At 40.7% G+C, this 16,167-nt stretch carries 11 protein-coding genes; all 11 read left to right on the plus strand.

The window, feature by feature from the left end; genetic code table 11:
- The first annotated feature begins 61 nt into the window (after positions 1-61).
- The 11 genes from RI844_RS12250 to tal all read left to right on the plus strand — a co-directional run bounded on the left by RI844_RS12250 (position 62) and on the right by tal (position 15,561).
- Positions 62-865, plus strand: a complete 804-nt coding sequence (locus RI844_RS12250) for an SDR family NAD(P)-dependent oxidoreductase (protein ID WP_348394954.1) — start codon at positions 62-64, stop codon at positions 863-865.
- 124 nt (positions 866-989) lie between these two features.
- Positions 990-2,078, plus strand: a complete 1,089-nt coding sequence (locus RI844_RS12255) for an efflux RND transporter periplasmic adaptor subunit (protein ID WP_348394955.1) — start codon at positions 990-992, stop codon at positions 2,076-2,078.
- 19 nt (positions 2,079-2,097) lie between these two features.
- On the plus strand, positions 2,098-5,166 hold the full coding sequence (locus RI844_RS12260; RefSeq protein ID WP_348394956.1) for an efflux RND transporter permease subunit: 3,069 nt from the start codon (positions 2,098-2,100) through the stop codon (positions 5,164-5,166).
- On the plus strand, positions 5,163-6,284 hold the full coding sequence (locus RI844_RS12265) for a glycoside hydrolase family 26 protein (protein WP_348394957.1): 1,122 nt from the start codon (positions 5,163-5,165) through the stop codon (positions 6,282-6,284). Before RI844_RS12260 ends, RI844_RS12265 begins: the two co-directional genes overlap by 4 nt.
- A 43-nt stretch (positions 6,285-6,327) precedes the next feature.
- Positions 6,328-7,794, plus strand: a complete 1,467-nt coding sequence (xylB, locus tag RI844_RS12270) for a xylulokinase (protein WP_348394958.1) — start codon at positions 6,328-6,330, stop codon at positions 7,792-7,794.
- A gap of 193 nt (positions 7,795-7,987) precedes the next feature.
- Positions 7,988-9,784, plus strand: coding sequence for an IlvD/Edd family dehydratase (locus tag RI844_RS12275; RefSeq protein WP_348394959.1), 1,797 nt, complete (start codon positions 7,988-7,990; stop codon positions 9,782-9,784).
- 20 nt (positions 9,785-9,804) lie between these two features.
- A complete protein-coding gene (locus RI844_RS12280; protein ID WP_348394960.1) occupies positions 9,805-10,695 on the plus strand; it encodes an SMP-30/gluconolactonase/LRE family protein in 891 nt (296 codons plus the stop codon).
- A 10-nt stretch (positions 10,696-10,705) separates the two neighbouring features.
- The gene (locus tag RI844_RS12285) at positions 10,706-11,443 is read left to right on the plus strand and encodes an SDR family oxidoreductase (RefSeq protein ID WP_348394961.1); all 738 of its coding nucleotides are present in this window, start codon (positions 10,706-10,708) and stop codon (positions 11,441-11,443) included.
- A 102-nt stretch (positions 11,444-11,545) separates the two neighbouring features.
- Positions 11,546-13,159 (plus strand): glycoside hydrolase family 43 protein, encoded by a 1,614-nt coding sequence (locus RI844_RS12290; RefSeq protein WP_348394962.1) that lies wholly within the window; start codon positions 11,546-11,548, stop codon positions 13,157-13,159.
- 118 nt (positions 13,160-13,277) lie between these two features.
- Positions 13,278-14,597 (plus strand): xylose isomerase, encoded by a 1,320-nt coding sequence (xylA, locus tag RI844_RS12295; RefSeq protein ID WP_348394963.1) that lies wholly within the window; start codon positions 13,278-13,280, stop codon positions 14,595-14,597.
- A gap of 10 nt (positions 14,598-14,607) precedes the next feature.
- Positions 14,608-15,561 carry a transaldolase gene (gene tal / locus RI844_RS12300; protein ID WP_348394964.1) on the plus strand — a complete coding sequence of 318 codons (954 nt, stop codon included), beginning with the start codon at positions 14,608-14,610 and terminating at the stop codon, positions 15,559-15,561.
- Positions 15,562-16,167 lie beyond the last annotated feature (606 nt).

A 16,167-nucleotide genomic window follows, 5' to 3' on the forward strand; every position in this document is an offset into this window, starting at 1 on the left:
GCGGAGTATCGATGATTATCGATATAGTAATGAAAACTTAGCAGCCTTTATGAGAAGTAAAATGACAAAAGCAAACCTTTCAATCAACAATAAACTGGCTATCGTTACCGGAGCCAGTTCAGGGATCGGCAAGGAACTCGCCATATATCTAGCCAAAAACGGTTGGAATGTAGCCATTAATTATGCAGGTAATGCGGCAGGAGCTGCAGAAGTGGTCAACGAAATTGAAAAACTTGGGCAAAAAGGTTTCTCAAAGCGTTGTGATGTTGGTATGAGTGTCGACGTTAACGAATTTGTCGCTGCCATTGAGCAAGAATTTAACCAAGCTCCGTCATTATTAGTCAATAATGCAGGATGTCAAACTTGGTCACCATTTTTGCAGTTAAAGGAAGACGACTGGGACAAAGTCATTCGCACTAACTTAAAAGGCTGCTTTCTTCTTACTCAAACGGTCGCCAAGTTAATGGTAAAACACAACGAAATGGGTTCGATTATTAATATTGGATCTGGTTGTAACAAGGTTCCGTTCCCAAATCTAGTTGATTATACCGCCTCAAAAGGTGGTATAGAAATGCTAACGCGTTCAAGTGCTATCGAACTTGGCCAATATAACATCAGAGTAAATTGTGTTGCTCCTGGTGCCATCGAAATCGAACGAACCAGGCTCGAAGATCCTGATTATGCAAAAACTTGGGCGAAAGCCGCGCCGATTAGTAGGGTTGGTAATCCAGAGGATATTTATAATGCAGTGGAATTTTTCGCTAGCGAAAAGTCAAGTTTCGTTACCGGTCAGACATTATGGGTAGATGGTGGCGTTTTCACTTCTCCTAATTGGCCAGAAGTGTATCGTGACTCTGATGATTAACGTGTAAACAATATCGTTTTTGTGTGAATAAACTCAATGCTATTCACACAAGGCATCGTTTTTTACGGAAAGGTTACTGATTCTTTCTACTTCACCACTTTATGCTTCTGTTAAGGTTTTTATTATGCCGCAAATCAAAAACAATGTGTGTTTCTTATTATGTTTTCTTATTGTTGGCTGTGACAACTCTAGTACAGAAATAAACATCCCTCTAGCTCCTATTAAAGCAATTCAACATACCACTATCAGCGAAGAGTGGATCGAACAAGAAAGGAACCTTTCTGGATATTTGCGACCAATTAAAATATCAAATTTATCTTTTAACGTATCCGGTAAAATATTAGATATTAGTGTCCATGTGGGCGATAAAGTCACTGAAGGACAAGTGTTAGCGACTCTTGACCCCATTGAATTTGAGTATCGCTTAAATCAAGTGAAAGCAGAGTTGGCGAGTGCAAGATCTGAGTTTAATGCGCAAAAAGAGCACTATCAGCGACAAAAATTGGTTTTTGAAAAAAAGATCATTAACAAAAGTGCATTCGAAACTGCATTATCTAAATTTGAACAAGCACAAAGTGCGGTAACCTTATCAGAATCGTCTGTTGCTCTCGCCCTTCGAGATTTAAACAATACAGTACTACGCGCACCATTTAATGGGGTTGTTACCCAGCGACATGTTGAAAAATATGAAGAAGTGACTAGCCGAGAGTCTGTCGTTGAAATTCAAGGGCAAGAGCAATTAGAAGTGGCATTTTTAGTACCAAGCAACCTAATTGGTGAAATCAGCCAAGGCGATAACATCGCCATCCGTATTCCTACCGTTGGCAAGCAAAAATACTTGGCACACATTACCAAAATAGGGATGAAATCCGATCTTCGCGGAGCCTACCCCGTCAGTGCAAAAATTAACAAACCAGCTCCAGGCTTGCACTCTGGTATGGCTGCAGATGTAATGCTTACCCTGTCTCATAGATCAGCAGGTATTGTTCTACCTGAGTCAGCAGTCATCATTGCGCCAAATGGCAACAAGCAGGTATTCATTTATGATGCAAAACAGCAGAAGGTGTATGCCCGAACCGTTTCTACGCAATTCAAAAACTCCAATACTGTGGCGATCACACAAGGCTTAAATCCCGGAGATATTGTTTGTACTGCCGGCTCTGAATTTCTTCGCGAAGGTCAAACTGTGACCTTGTATCAAGCCGTGCATTGATAGTATCTGGAGAATTCTGATGAACATTACCAAACTTACCCTAAACAACAGTAGAATGACCTTCGTACTCATGGCCTTGATAATCTCACTGGGACTTATGGTCTATACTGATTTTCCTAGCCGTGAAGACCCATTGGTAAGAATCAATAAGGCGATGATAATCGTTAAATTTCCTGGCCTTCCTCCAGAACAAGTCGAAAACCTGATAACCAAAAAGGTAGAGGAAAAACTCAGAGAAATCCCTGGTATAGAGTTTATTAATTCGGTTTCTAAAACCGGTCAAGCGGTTATTACGGTTAGTGCATTTGAGCATATTGAAGATTATATAAAAGTTTGGGATAAAGTCAGACGTAAACTAGATGAAACCAAGCAGGTATTACCACAAGGTGCGATAGGCCCTATTTTCAATGATGATTATGGTGATGTTTCTATCTTTACTGCAGCATTAACCGGCCAGAATTGGAGTATGGCTCAGTTAAGGGCACATGCTCGGAAAATAAGAGACAGGTTATACACCATCAATGGTATTCGGCGTGTCACCTTACATGGTTTGCAACAAGAAAAAGTCTACGTTGAAGGTGTGAGCAGTGTCGTTGAATCGAACAGCATTGACTTTATCAATCTGGTCGGTTCCATTAAAGATCAAAATTTGATCATTCCTGCCGGTAAAGTATTAACTGATGTCCGTGAAATTACCGTAGAAACCAGTGGTAAGCTGCAGTCTAAGAAAGATTTGGATGAGCTTGAAATTCGCTCGACAAACGGTGGCACAGTGCCGTTAAAAGATTACCTGTCACTCCGTTCAAGTTATGGTGAGCCGTCGACCGAACTCGCCTACTTCAACGGTAAACCTGCGGTTGTCATTGCGGCTTCGATGCAGATGGGTAGAAACATACTGGAGCTTGGTCCACAACTTAAACTGCTGTTAAAGCAGGTGAACCTTGAATTGCCCGTTGGCATGCAATTGCAAATAGCCACATTTCAAGCGGATGTTGTCGAACACTCGATAGACAGTGTAAAAGAAAGTTTGTACCAAACATTGCTGATCGTATTAGCGATTGTGATCCTAAGTCTAGGAGTTACTGAAGGCTTAATTGTTGGTATCACTGTGCCTTTAACAATTTTGGCATCCTTGCTGGTAATGTTCTTCCTGGAAATAGATTTACAGTTTATTTCTTTAGCAAGTTTGATCATCGCTCTTGGGATGCTGGTAGATAATGCCATTGTCATTACTGAAAACATACATTTACGCCTTCATGCCGGAGAGAATCGCCGCAAGGCCGCCTTAAATGCTTGTCAAGAATTGGCCTGGCCGTTATTAACCTCAACATTAACAACTGTTTTGGCTTTTTCACCAATTTTATTAGCGCAAACTACAGCCGGTGAATATACCCGCTCATTAGCACAAGTAGTTTCCATCTCACTGTTGATCTCATGGCTACTTTCTCTAACTGTCGTACCATTACTGGCGGTGCATTTCATCCGTAAAAAACAGTTGCATGCGCCTTTTATTCTGATCCCAATCTATCAAAAATTTGTCACTTGGGTAGTTAATTTCCCTAAGCGCTTTCTGTTGGCGATCACTGCAACATTTATGTTCTCTGTATATATACTTTCTCTGGTACCTGTTGAAATGTTCGCGGTGTCTTCACGCTCTGAAGTACTAGTCTATGTTGACTTACCCGCAGGCTATAACGTACGACAAACAGAACAAGCTACATCAAAGTTAACCGACTGGCTACTCGACAGTGAACACAACCCTGATGTTAATTATGTTTCTAGTTATATTGGCACAGGCGGCCCAAGGTTCTTCTTATCAATAATTCCAAACAGCCCTGCACCAAATAATGCCTTTATGATTGTTAATACCCAATCGGCTGATAGTGCGAGTAACATGCTTGCCAAAATTCGAAATTATGCCGCAAAAAACCTTGCTCATATCAACATCAGAACTGAGCTCATATCTCGGGGAACTGTACCTCCAGGGGTAGTACAACTTCGCTTTACCGGGCCTGATGCCGATCAGTTATTTGCCCTGAGCAAACAAGCCGAAGCAGCACTGGCAGATATTCCTGGTGCATTGCATGTACGCAACAGTTGGGAAAACAAAACATCTCGTTATCGTATTAATATTGATCAAGCAAAAGTACGCCGCAGCGGCATCACCTATCAAGCAATTTCGCAATCCTTGCAAGCAACATTTTCAGGAGTAGAAATCACCACGATCCGTCGCGATGACACACTCATACCGGTAATTATGAAAGTTAAATCTACCAGCAGAGAGATGGCCAAAAGCAGTAATCCGCTTGACTTGGTTAAAGTCTATTTAAACACTGGAGAACCTCAATACGTGCTACTTTCGCAGGTGGCCACTATTGAATCGGTAAGCCAGTTTGGCAGTATCGTCAGACGAAACATGCAAAAAACCATCACTGTCGAAGGCAAACACAGCCGTTGGAAAGCACCTGAATTACAGGCGGCATGGGATAACAAAATAAAAGATATATACGAAAATTTACCCTCTGGTTATAGCATTGAATTAGGTGGTGAGTTGGAGGGCTTTAAAAACAGTGCCGGCACATTATTTGTTACCTTACCGTTATTTATCGGACTAATTTTATGTTTGATTGTCAGCCAGTTTAACTCTTTTCGAAAAACCTTAATTGTTGCCTGTACAATTCCTCTTGCCTTTTCTGGCGGCTTTATCGGTTTATATTTAACCGGTGCCAACTTTGACTTCATCGGCGCTCTCGGCTTCATTTCACTGGCTGGGATCATCATCAATAACGCCATCGTGTTAATTGATAAAATTAGTGCTGAACAGGTACGGGGGAAAACAAAATTAGACGCTATTTTATCCGCTAGCACTAATCGTCTTCGTCCTATTTTAATCACTACAGTAACGACAGTACTGGCGCTTATACCATTGATGATGATGAGTGAAAGCTTATTTTATAGCATGGCAAGCGTGATAATTTTTGGCATGAGCTTAGGCACAATCATGACTCTGGGAGCAGTGCCAGCATTGTACATGATATTAATCAAAGGCAGTAAGACATCAGCTAATCAACTAAAGGAAAATCGATGAAACCTCAAAAAACACCAATAATAAAATTGTTGCTAAATGGCTTTGCGTTAATTCTTGTATTCTTTAATTTACTTGGCTGCCAGGGTATTTCAACCACGACTGCAGAATTAAACAAGCAAGGCAACGAGCCCTTTTATGGCGCTAAATTTGAACCCGAAGCTGGTCGAGCAATACATGGCTGGGGGCAAATAACCCATGGTTGGAACACTAATCACCCGGGTGCTATTGGTGATAAACAAGATTACTACGATTACTTAGCAACAGTTGGCGATCACGCCCCCGCGATTGTATCATTTTATATCCATCCTCAGCGCAAAGATGGACAGCAACAACTTGACGGTTTTATTGAACGTTATAAGAAATTTGCTGAAGAAGATAGCTGGCAAATGGCACAAATTGCCTATGATTTTGATCCAGAAATGACCTTGTCAGGTCAAGGAGATAAACAACTAGAACAATTTTTTAGCGCTGTGTCAGCTATCGGAAAACCAGTTTTAATGCGCATCGGCTGGGAATTTAACAATCGCGGTCATTTTGATCCTAAAGGTTATCGAGAAGGCTATCGCTATATAGTTGATAAAATGAGAGCGATGAATGTTACCAATGTTGCTACCTTGTGGCATGCATCAGTACCTGATTTAAATGAACTAAGCGGTATGCCAATTCTTGAACCGCATGATTATATGGATTATTACCCTGGCGATGATTATGTCGATTGGTGGAGCATCAGCCAATTTAGTATTGAATCATTTCGCTCTCCAGGCAGTATTGAATTTTATAACAACGCTGCTGCTCGTAAAAAGCCGGTATTCATCGGTGAGTCATCACCATGGTTTACGGTTGGTCGGAGCATGAAATTTCGCGACCCTGAATCTTTCGACGAATCGATTGCCTGGTTTGACGCTTACTTCACCCTGTTCCATGAATTTCCACAGATAAAAGGCATGAATATCATCATTGTTGACTGGCAACGCTGGAATTGGATTTGGCCACAACTTACCGGTGGCTTTAACAACACCCGTCTTGATTTATGGCTATCATTGCCACAGCGCTTCCAACAATGGCTGAATGATCCAAAATTTATTCATGCGAATGAAGCAAAAGTACTATTTAACTAAACAATGATTTCCTGGTTAACAACACATATAGGAGTAAACAACCATGTATTTAGGTATTGACCTTGGTACCTCAGGGGTAAAGGTAGTAGTTATAGATGAACAGCAACACCTAGTTGCACAAGCTACAGTTTCTCTTAAAGTATCTCGTCCTAATGAGCTATGGTCGGAACAAGAGCCAGAACACTGGTGGCAAGCAACCAATGCTGCTATGGCCAAATTAAAACGTAGTTATAGCAGTACATTAATGCAAGTAAAGAGTATTGGTTTATCTGGGCAAATGCACGGTGCTACTGTATTAGATCAAAATAATAAGGTGCTGCGTCCAGCAATTTTATGGAATGACGGTCGCTCAGAAAAACAATGTATTGAGATTGAGCAGAAAGTAAAAAATGTGCACAATATTACCGGTAACTTGGTTATGCCAGGTTTTACTGCGCCTAAATTATTATGGCTACACCAGCATGAAAATGCATTATTCAACAAAATAAATAAAGTACTGTTACCAAAAGATTATTTACGTTTTTTAATGACCGGGGACTTTGCTTCAGATCTTTCTGACAGTGCCGGCACCCTGTGGCTAGATGTTGAAAAGCGTCAGTGGTCTACTGAAATGTTATCTGCATGCCATTTAAATGAATCGCAAATGCCAGCGCTATTTGAAGGCACTGAAATTACTAGTTTGCTAAGCAAAGATGTAGCCGATAATTGGGGGATGAAACGTGTTCCTGTAGCAGCTGGCGCTGGCGATAATGCTGCCGGAGCGGCAGGGATTGGCGTTGTTAACCAAGGGGATGCATTCCTATCTTTAGGAACATCTGGTGTTTATTTTGTTGCCAATGACGCATATAGGCCCAACCCAACGGGTGCACTGCACACTTTTTGCCATTGCTTCGAGAATCGGTGGCATCAAATGTCAGTAATTCTAAGTGCTGCCAGCTGTTTGAGTTGGGTAACAAACTTAACTGGAGCTAAAAGTGAAGCCGAGTTACTGGCAGAAGTTGCAAAATTGGACTTTAATATCCCTTGTGAGGTAACGTTTTTACCTTATCTATCAGGGGAACGAACACCTCATAATAACCCGCATGCTAAAGGAGTGTTTTTTGGTCTTTCACACACTACCAACCGTGCAGTTCTTTGCCGAGCAGTTTTAGAGGGGGTAGCCTATGCTTTTGCCGATGGTCAACAGGCTCTGATCGATGCAGGTACAGTAATTAATCAGGTATCTGTAATTGGTGGCGGTTCACGTAGCCAGCTTTGGGGCAAAATTTTAGCAAGTACCTTAAATAAAACATTAGTTTATCGAAAAGACTCTGATGTAGGTCCCGCATTTGGTGCCGCCAATTTGGCTAGGCTTGCGATAAGTGATGAAGCGGTAAGTGATGTTTGTATTGCAGGAGAGGTCATTAATGTGATTGAGCCAGATCCAGAATTAGTCCAACAGTGCTCAGAAGGGCTCGCTCTATATAGAAACTTATATCAAAGCTTAAAACCGCATTTCAGCAATATATAAGTCAGCTCAACGAACATCTTTTCAGTTGTCATATTTGATAGATGTTCGTTCTCCTATATTTTTTTACCATTTTGTTTACAAAGAAAAATCACCTTACGTTAAAAAAGTATTATTCACATTGTAACTGTAACGTAGCCCCGCATAGTGTATAGCCAGTAAACTTATCTACAATATCCCTAAAGTAGATACGGCCATGACTGACAAAAAATCTAATTCAAGAAAACGCTTACGTAGTGAAGAATGGCTTAATGAGCCAAATCATCCAGATCAAACTGCCATATATTTAGAACGTTATATGAATTACGGCCTCACCCGTGAAGAGCTGCAATCTGGCAAACCCATTATTGGTATCGCGCAAACAGGCAGCGACTTAACGCCTTGTAATCGTCATCACGTTGCTCTTGCACAACGGTTAAAAGAAGGGATTCGTGATGCTGGCGGTATTCCATTGGAATTTCCAGTTCATCCTATCCATGAAATGGGCAAGCGTCCAACCGCAGCTTTAGATAGAAATCTAGCTACATTAGGTTTAATTGAAATACTTTATGGTTACCCACTAGATGGCGTTATTTTAACGACTGGCTGTGATAAAACCACACCGGCAACACTGATGGCTGCGGCAGCAGTTGATATCCCAACCATTGTTTTTTCTGGTGGCCCTATGCTTAACGGTTGGGATAATGAAAAGCGCATTGGCTCAGGCAGCATTATTTGGGAGTGTCGAGAAAAATACGCCGCAGGTGAAATTGATTATGAAAATTTCATGGAACAAGTGTCGTCTTCAGCGCCAAGTTCAGGGCATTGCAATACCATGGGCACGGCATTAACGATGAATTCTTTAGCAGAAGCATTAGGCATGTCACTGCCAGGTTGCGCAGCAATTCCGGCACCATATCGTGAACGAGCCCAAATGGGCTATTACACCGGTCGACGAATTGTAGAAATGATCGATGAAGATTTAAAACCTTCCGATATCATGAGCAAAGAGTCATTTTATAACGCTATCCGGGTTTGTAGTGCTATTGGTGGTTCCACCAATGCGCCACCTCATATTCAAGCCATTGCTAATCATATGGACGATATTGATATTTCAATTACCGACTGGCAATTATACGGTGAATCAGTGCCGTTAATTGTTAACTGTCAGCCTGCTGGGGAATATCTGGGTGAAGAATTTCATCGTGCTGGAGGAGTGCCAGCAGTAATGGGCGAGCTACTTAAGACAGGCGCAATATCACCACACGCGATGACAGTGACCGGCAAAACTGTTGGTGAAATCTATGGCAAAGCCAGTAGTAAAGAGCATAAGGTGATTCGCCCAACCACAGAGCCGTTGATGGAAAAAGCCGGTTTTGCCGTAATGTCAGGGAATATTTTTGACTCTGCAATTATGAAAAAATCCGTTATTGATGAGCATTTCAAATCAACCTACTTAAGCGATCCAGAACATCCGAATGTGTTTGAAGTACGCGCCATTGTTTTTGAAGGGCCAGAAGATTATCACCACAGGATCAACAAACCTGAATTAGCCATCGATGAACACTGCATGTTAATTATTCGAAACTGTGGCCCTGTCGGATACCCAGGATCAGCAGAGGTGGTAAACATGCTACCCCCTGATTATTTGGTCAAACAAGGTATTACCTGTTTGCCCACCATGGGAGATGGACGTCAAAGTGGCACATCAGCGAGCCCATCCATTTTAAATATTTCACCAGAAGCTGCGGTTGGTGGCGGCCTGGCATATTTAAAAACGGGCGATATGCTCAGAATTGATTTAAATAACAACACAGTAAATTTATTAATCGAAGCACAAGCATTCGAAATCCGTAAAAAAAGCATGGAACGCATTCCAATTGTTAATCAAACGCCATGGCAAGAAATATATCGAAGTAGAGTTAATCAGCTTAGTGAAGGCGGAACATTAGTCACTAAAGATAAACATACCCGTATAGCCAGTAAACACGGCATACCTAGAAATTCGCACTGATATTTAAGAGTAAAAGTACTATGAAAAATTTTGAATGTATTTGGGATGCAAAAGCTGAGCTGGGTGAAGGTCCATTGTGGCATGAAGAAGATAATGCTTTGTATTGGGTTGATATAAAAAACTCAAATTTGCATCGCTTTCGTTTCGATAGAGACGGCAATGAATATAAGCACAGTTGGCACTTTCCTGGCTCAATCAGCTCCGTAGTGGTTGCTAAAAAAGGTGGTTTGCTTGCTACCTTTAAAAACGGAGTTTTCCATATCAATCTCAACAATGGAAAATTAACCCAAATCCGCGAAATTGAAGATCATTTAGAGAGTAATCGTTTTAATGACGGTAGTTGTGATAGCCAGGGAAATTATTGGTTTGGCAGCATGGATGAGAATCAATCCGCTGACACCGGCAGTTTTTACCGACTAAAGAATAATGGCCAGTTGCAACAAATGACTCAAATGGGTAATTGCAGTATTACCAATGGTCCCACGTTTAGTCAGAACGGTGAATTTATTTACTTCACCAATACCTTAGAAAAAACAATTTATCGAGCTAATTTATCTGAAAATTGCGACATTTCAACACCACAAGTACACATTAAATTTGGTGATGATGATGGTCATCCAGATGGTATGTGCACAGACTCGGAAGGCTTTCTGTGGGTATGTCACTACGGCATAGGGCGTGTTAGTCGATTTAATTTTCAAGGTGAATTAGTTAAAGAAATTTACTTACCCGTACCAAATGTCACCAAATGTACTTTTGGTGGCACAAACTTTAAAACCTTATTTATTACCACCGCAATTAATGGCATGAGTGCAGAAGCACAATTACAATTTCCATTATCGGGTGGTCTTTTTTCGATTGACGTTGAGCAACAGGGTTTTGCTTATCCAGCGACAGCAATCCATTGTTAACTAGGAACACATGATGAAGCTACAAAATAAGACAATATTAATTACTGGCGCAGCACAAGGTATAGGCAAAGAAATGGCATTGCTGTTTGCCAAACAAGGTGCCACGGTTATTGCAACAGATATAAACGCTGATCAATTAGAAGCATTTGAAAAAATTGAGAATATTAAGACTTATCCGCTTGATATTACTAATCAGACTCAAATTCAAGCTTGCACAGATAAGTTTCCCAACATCAATGTATTGGTGAATTGTGCCGGTGTTGTTTTCAATGGCTCTATTGAAGAGTGTTCAGAAGAGCAATGGGCAATTAGCTTAAACGTTAACATCACTGCGAGCTATCACCTGATTAAAGCGGTATTACCAGGCATGGTTCAACAGCAACAAGGTTCTATTATTAATATTGCCTCAGTTGTTTCCAGTGTAAAAGGTGTGCCGAACCGTTTCGCCTATGGCACCACGAAAGCTGCGCTAATTGGCTTAACAAAATCAGTTGCCGCTGATTACATAGCTCAAGGCATACGATGCAATGCCATTAGTCCGGGCACTATCCAATCTCCGTCTTTAGAACAACGTTTAAAAGCGACAGGAAACTATGAGCAAGCGTTACAAGGTTTTATTGAGCGACAACCGATGAAACGGTTAGGCCAACCTTCTGAAATTGCAGCGCTTGCCAGTTTATTGGCATCAGATGAAGCAACATTCATGACTGGCGAAAATATTGTCATTGATGGCGGCATGAGTTTATAAATTTAACAATTTAGTTAAGCCGTTAATTTTTTAACGAATTAACGGCTGAACATCTAGCTTTAATCAATAAAACATTTATTCCTAACAACATTAAGGAACAATATGTCTCAATCAATTATCGAAAATCCTATTCTCAAAGGATTCAATCCTGACCCTTCGATCATTAGGGTAGGTAATGATTACTATATCGCAACGTCAACGTTTGAGTGGTTTCCTGGCGTGCAAATATTCCATTCCACCGACTTGGTCAATTGGAAGTTAGTGGCAAGACCATTAAATAGAGTGTCGCAATTAGACATGCTTGGTAACCCTGATTCTTGTGGTGTCTGGGCACCATGCTTGTCTTATGATGATGGCACTTTTTATCTTGTCTACTCTAATGCCAGAAGGTACTGGAGCCATTGCAAAGATGTGCATAACTATCTGGTAACCACCAACGACATTCTCGGTGACTGGTCTGAACCAACATATTTAAATAGCAGTGGTTTCGATCCTTCATTGTTTCATGACAGTAATGGCAATAAATGGTTAGTTAATTTACGTTGGGATCATAGACAACGAGAAACAGGTTTAAATCTAGACCCGGAAGTTTATTTTGGCGGTATTGTGTTGCAACAGTATTGTCCTGAGAGTAAAGAACTAACCGGTCCGGTAGAAAAAATATTCAGTGGTTCGTCCTTAGGCCGTACCGAAGGACCTCATCTATACCAGCGTGATGGCTATTATTATTTATTAGTTGCGGAAGGTGGCACCGGTTACGACCATGGCGCGTTATTACTTCGTTCTGAAAATATTGAAGGACCCTATGAAGCTGATCCGCAAGGGCATTTTTTAACCTCTAAAGACAGTGATTGCACCTTGCAGCGAGCCGGGCATGCGGACATTGTCGAATGTGCTGATGGCAATACCTTTATTGTGCACTTATGCAGTCGCCCGCTTGAAAACAAACGTAGTGTTATGGGACGGGAAACTGCAATACAGCAAGTAAGCTGGAATAAAGACGGCTGGTTACGATTAGTATCTTCAGATGTCACGCCAGAAGAAACGATAGTTTTGCCTGATAATTCGGCTATACCCGAACAGCTTACCGAACACTTTGATGATTTTGACAGCACAGCGCTATCGATAGACTTTCAAACACTAAGAATTCCTCTCGATGAATCTAGCTTGAGTCTTATTGAGCGACCAGGTTATTTACGCTTAAAAGGCAGAGAGTCTCTGGGTAGCTCTTTTGTGCAAGCTTTAGTTGCCAGAAGACAGCAAGCGTTTCGTTATAGTGCGGCAACTAAAGTAGATTTTTCTCCAGAAAATTTTCAACAAATGGCTGGGCTAGTCTGCTATTACAACAGCAGTAAATACTATTATTTGCATATTACTCATCATGAAGATTTTGGCCGGGTAATTGAAGTAACAGGTTGTATCGGAGATAACGCCGCTGAATATTTTACTTCGGCACCAATAAACATACCCGATCACGGTGAGATATATTTAAACGCTGAAGTCGACCATGGCAAATTAGTCTTCTTCTACGGGACCTCTAAAGATAACTGGCAAAGAATTTATATTGACCTAGATTACAGTATTCTTGCTGATGAAACAGGTAATGGTGGTGAGCACGCCAACTTTACCGGCACATTTGTAGGCTTGTGTTGTCAAGACTTATCAGGCAAGAGACACGCCGCAGATTTTGATTCCTTTTTATATGTAGAGCGTTAACCACTTTATCAATGTAGGGAGCTATCGAAACTTCCTGCCTCGACGTTGCTCATGCTTAATGATAGTGAGCAACTAATCAAATTATTCTAGCAATAAAATTATTTAAATGGAGAACCAAATGAGCGAGCAATTTTTCAACAACGTCAATAAAATTCAATTTGAAGGCGAAAATAGCACAAACCCACTAGCCTTTAGATATTACGATGAAAATCAAGTCGTACTTGGTAAAACGATGAAAGAACATTTACGTTTTGCTGCCTGTTATTGGCATAACTTCTGCTGGAAAGGCTCTGATATTTTTGGTGCTGGGACCTTTGATTTGCCTTGGATTCAACCGACAGGAAACCAACTACAATTAGCCGAACAAAAAGCTAAAGTTGCTTTCGAATTTTTCGAAAAACTCACCACGCCATATTTTTGTTTCCATGATACAGATATTGCCCCAGAAGGTAGAACACTAAAAGAAAGTCATGCAAACGTAAATCACATCACTGAGATTTTCCAAGGCGAAATGCAACGCACCGGCGTTAAATTATTATGGGGTACTGCTAACTTATTCTCTAACCCGCGTTTTTGTGCCGGTGGTTCAACTAACCCAGATCCTGAATTATTTGCCTATGCTGCGGCACAAGTTAAACACGCCCTAGAAGTTACTCACCGCTTAGGCGGAGAGAATTATGTAATGTGGGGTGGTCGAGAAGGCTACGATACGTTACTAAATACCGATCTAAAACAAGAAAGTGAACAATATGCCCGCTTTTTAAAAATGGTTATTGAACACAAGCATAAAATTGGTTTTAAAGGGACTTTACTCATTGAACCTAAGCCACAGGAACCAACTAAGCATCAATACGATTATGATACGGCGACGGTAGCAGGTTTCTTACATGAGCATGGCCTGCAAGATGAAGTTAAAGTGAATATCGAGGCAAATCACGCTACATTAGCGGGCCATAGTTTTCATCATGAAATAGCTACCGCCTGTGCTAAGGGTGTTATGGGCAGTGTCGATGCAAACCGCGGTGATATGCAAAATGGCTGGGATACAGATCAATTCCCTAATGATGTAGCAGAGTGCACGTTAGTTATGTACGAAATTCTTAAAGCCGGCGGCTTAACTACCGGTGGTTTTAATTTCGATACTAAGTTACGTCGTCAATCATGTGCTCGTGATGACTTATTTATTGGTCATATTGGCGGCATGGATACCATGGCTAAATCATTATTAAATGCGGCGAAGTTAATAGAAGATGCGCCATTATCTAATTTTGTCGAGCAACGCTATGCCGGTTGGAAAAATGAATTAGGGCAAAGCATTCTTAACGGTACTGCAAATTTAGACAGTTTGTCGCAACTTGTGCTTGAGCAAGATATAAATCCAAAACAAGTGTCTGGCCGACAAGAACTGTTAGAAAACATCGTAAATCGTTATGTTTAATGAGGTTGGAATGAATTTATTAGAACAACTTAAAAAAGTTACCGTTGTCGTTGCCGACAGCGGTGACGTGGATTTGATCAAAAAGTTAAACCCGACGGATGCAACCACCAATCCATCACTAATTTTACAAGCGGCCAAATTGCCTCAATATCAACACTTAATTGCTGATGCTATTGAAAAATCCGATGATGATATTGATGATATTTGCGATCAACTGATCGTTAATTTTGGCTGTGAAATATTAAAACATATCCCTGGTCGTATTTCTTCAGAGGTAGATGCACGTTTGTCCTTTGATACAGTGGCCAGTATCAATAAAGGTCGCAAGCTAATTAGTTTATACGAAAAGGCAGGGATAGATAAAAGTAGAGTACTGATAAAACTCGCTTCAACCTGGCAAGGAATTAAAGCTGCTGAACAACTCGAAAAAGAAGGGATTGCTTGTAATTTGACCCTTTTATTTTCAATGGCCCAGGCCATCGCCTGTGCCGAAGCTAAAGTTACCTTAATATCTCCATTTGTCGGTCGTATTTTAGACTGGTACAAAAAAAATGAAGGTAAAGATTACACTGGCTCTGATGATCCAGGGGTGATGTCAGTTACCCGTATTTATAACTATTACAAAACATATGGTTATGAAACCGTAGTAATGGGCGCCAGCTTTAGAAATACCAATGAAATTATCGAATTAGCCGGTTGTGATTTACTGACTATTTCTCCCAACTTACTTAACGAACTGCAAGATACAAAAGGGCTACTTGAAACAAAACTATCGCCAAAGAATGTTGTTACTAAAGATGTGAATGACCTCATTTCATTAAATGAATGTACTTTTACTTGGCAACATAATGAAGATGCCATGGCTAGCGAGAAACTATCGGAAGGTATTCGAAATTTTGCCAAAGATCAAAATATTTTAGAGCAGCTCGTTACTGAACTTGTAAATAGTAAAGCCGTAGCTTAATCGCTTTTACATGAAATAAACCCTTTCAATAATCGCCCTACCCTGGGCGATGCATTCAAGCAATACATAATCTGAGTTTGTGAGAATTTACAAATTTAATGAATTACATTATCAAGACTGACAACTAAGTTCTCTAAGCAGAAGGTTTAGGTTATTGATATTCAGGCACCGCACAAAAGCTGAATACTGATTTCTGAAGAAAACTATAGGAAAACTCAAAAGCAGACGTTTGAAACTTTTAAATTCCGGCTTTTCAGTTATTCGATTCGGTTCTAAAAAGGAAGGCAAAATGACAAGCTCGATCCGTCAGGTCAGTGCCAATAGCGGTAGTAGAAGAACCTTGATTTCAAAGTTTCAACGGTCTGCTTAGGAGAAGTGATTTGTTTGCTTCCTAAAGCTCCGAATCGGTATTTGTTAGGAGCCTTAGTATCCGTAGCACAAACCTTCAGCTTTGTGGCAGCACTCGCCCATTAGCCATTGAATTTATTACTTAGCATTTTATGTGGTGATTAAACAGTCTATTCGGTTCGCAAATAGGAAGCTAGCTTAAAAACATTTGTGATATATTTTCTAATGAATTAGACAACTATTAAATCCCGCTTATTC

Source organism: Thalassotalea fonticola (genome assembly GCF_032911225.1).
Classification (GTDB): Bacteria; Pseudomonadota; Gammaproteobacteria; order Enterobacterales; family Alteromonadaceae; genus Thalassotalea_A; species Thalassotalea_A fonticola.

Excerpts from the sequence above, each read along its gene's own strand:
- RI844_RS12250 (WP_348394954.1), top strand. The coding sequence starts at position 62 with ATGACAAAAGCAAACCTTTCAATCAACAATAAACTGGCTATCGTTACC.
- RI844_RS12255 (WP_348394955.1), top strand. The coding sequence starts at position 990 with ATGCCGCAAATCAAAAACAATGTGTGTTTCTTATTATGTTTTCTTATT.
- RI844_RS12260 (WP_348394956.1), top strand. The coding sequence starts at position 2,098 with ATGAACATTACCAAACTTACCCTAAACAACAGTAGAATGACCTTCGTA.
- RI844_RS12265 (WP_348394957.1), top strand. The coding sequence starts at position 5,163 with ATGAAACCTCAAAAAACACCAATAATAAAATTGTTGCTAAATGGCTTT.
- xylB (WP_348394958.1), top strand. The coding sequence starts at position 6,328 with ATGTATTTAGGTATTGACCTTGGTACCTCAGGGGTAAAGGTAGTAGTT.
- RI844_RS12275 (WP_348394959.1), top strand. The coding sequence starts at position 7,988 with ATGACTGACAAAAAATCTAATTCAAGAAAACGCTTACGTAGTGAAGAA.
- RI844_RS12280 (WP_348394960.1), top strand. The coding sequence starts at position 9,805 with ATGAAAAATTTTGAATGTATTTGGGATGCAAAAGCTGAGCTGGGTGAA.
- RI844_RS12285 (WP_348394961.1), top strand. The coding sequence starts at position 10,706 with ATGATGAAGCTACAAAATAAGACAATATTAATTACTGGCGCAGCACAA.
- RI844_RS12290 (WP_348394962.1), top strand. The coding sequence starts at position 11,546 with ATGTCTCAATCAATTATCGAAAATCCTATTCTCAAAGGATTCAATCCT.
- xylA (WP_348394963.1), top strand. The coding sequence starts at position 13,278 with ATGAGCGAGCAATTTTTCAACAACGTCAATAAAATTCAATTTGAAGGC.
- tal (WP_348394964.1), top strand. The coding sequence starts at position 14,608 with ATGAATTTATTAGAACAACTTAAAAAAGTTACCGTTGTCGTTGCCGAC.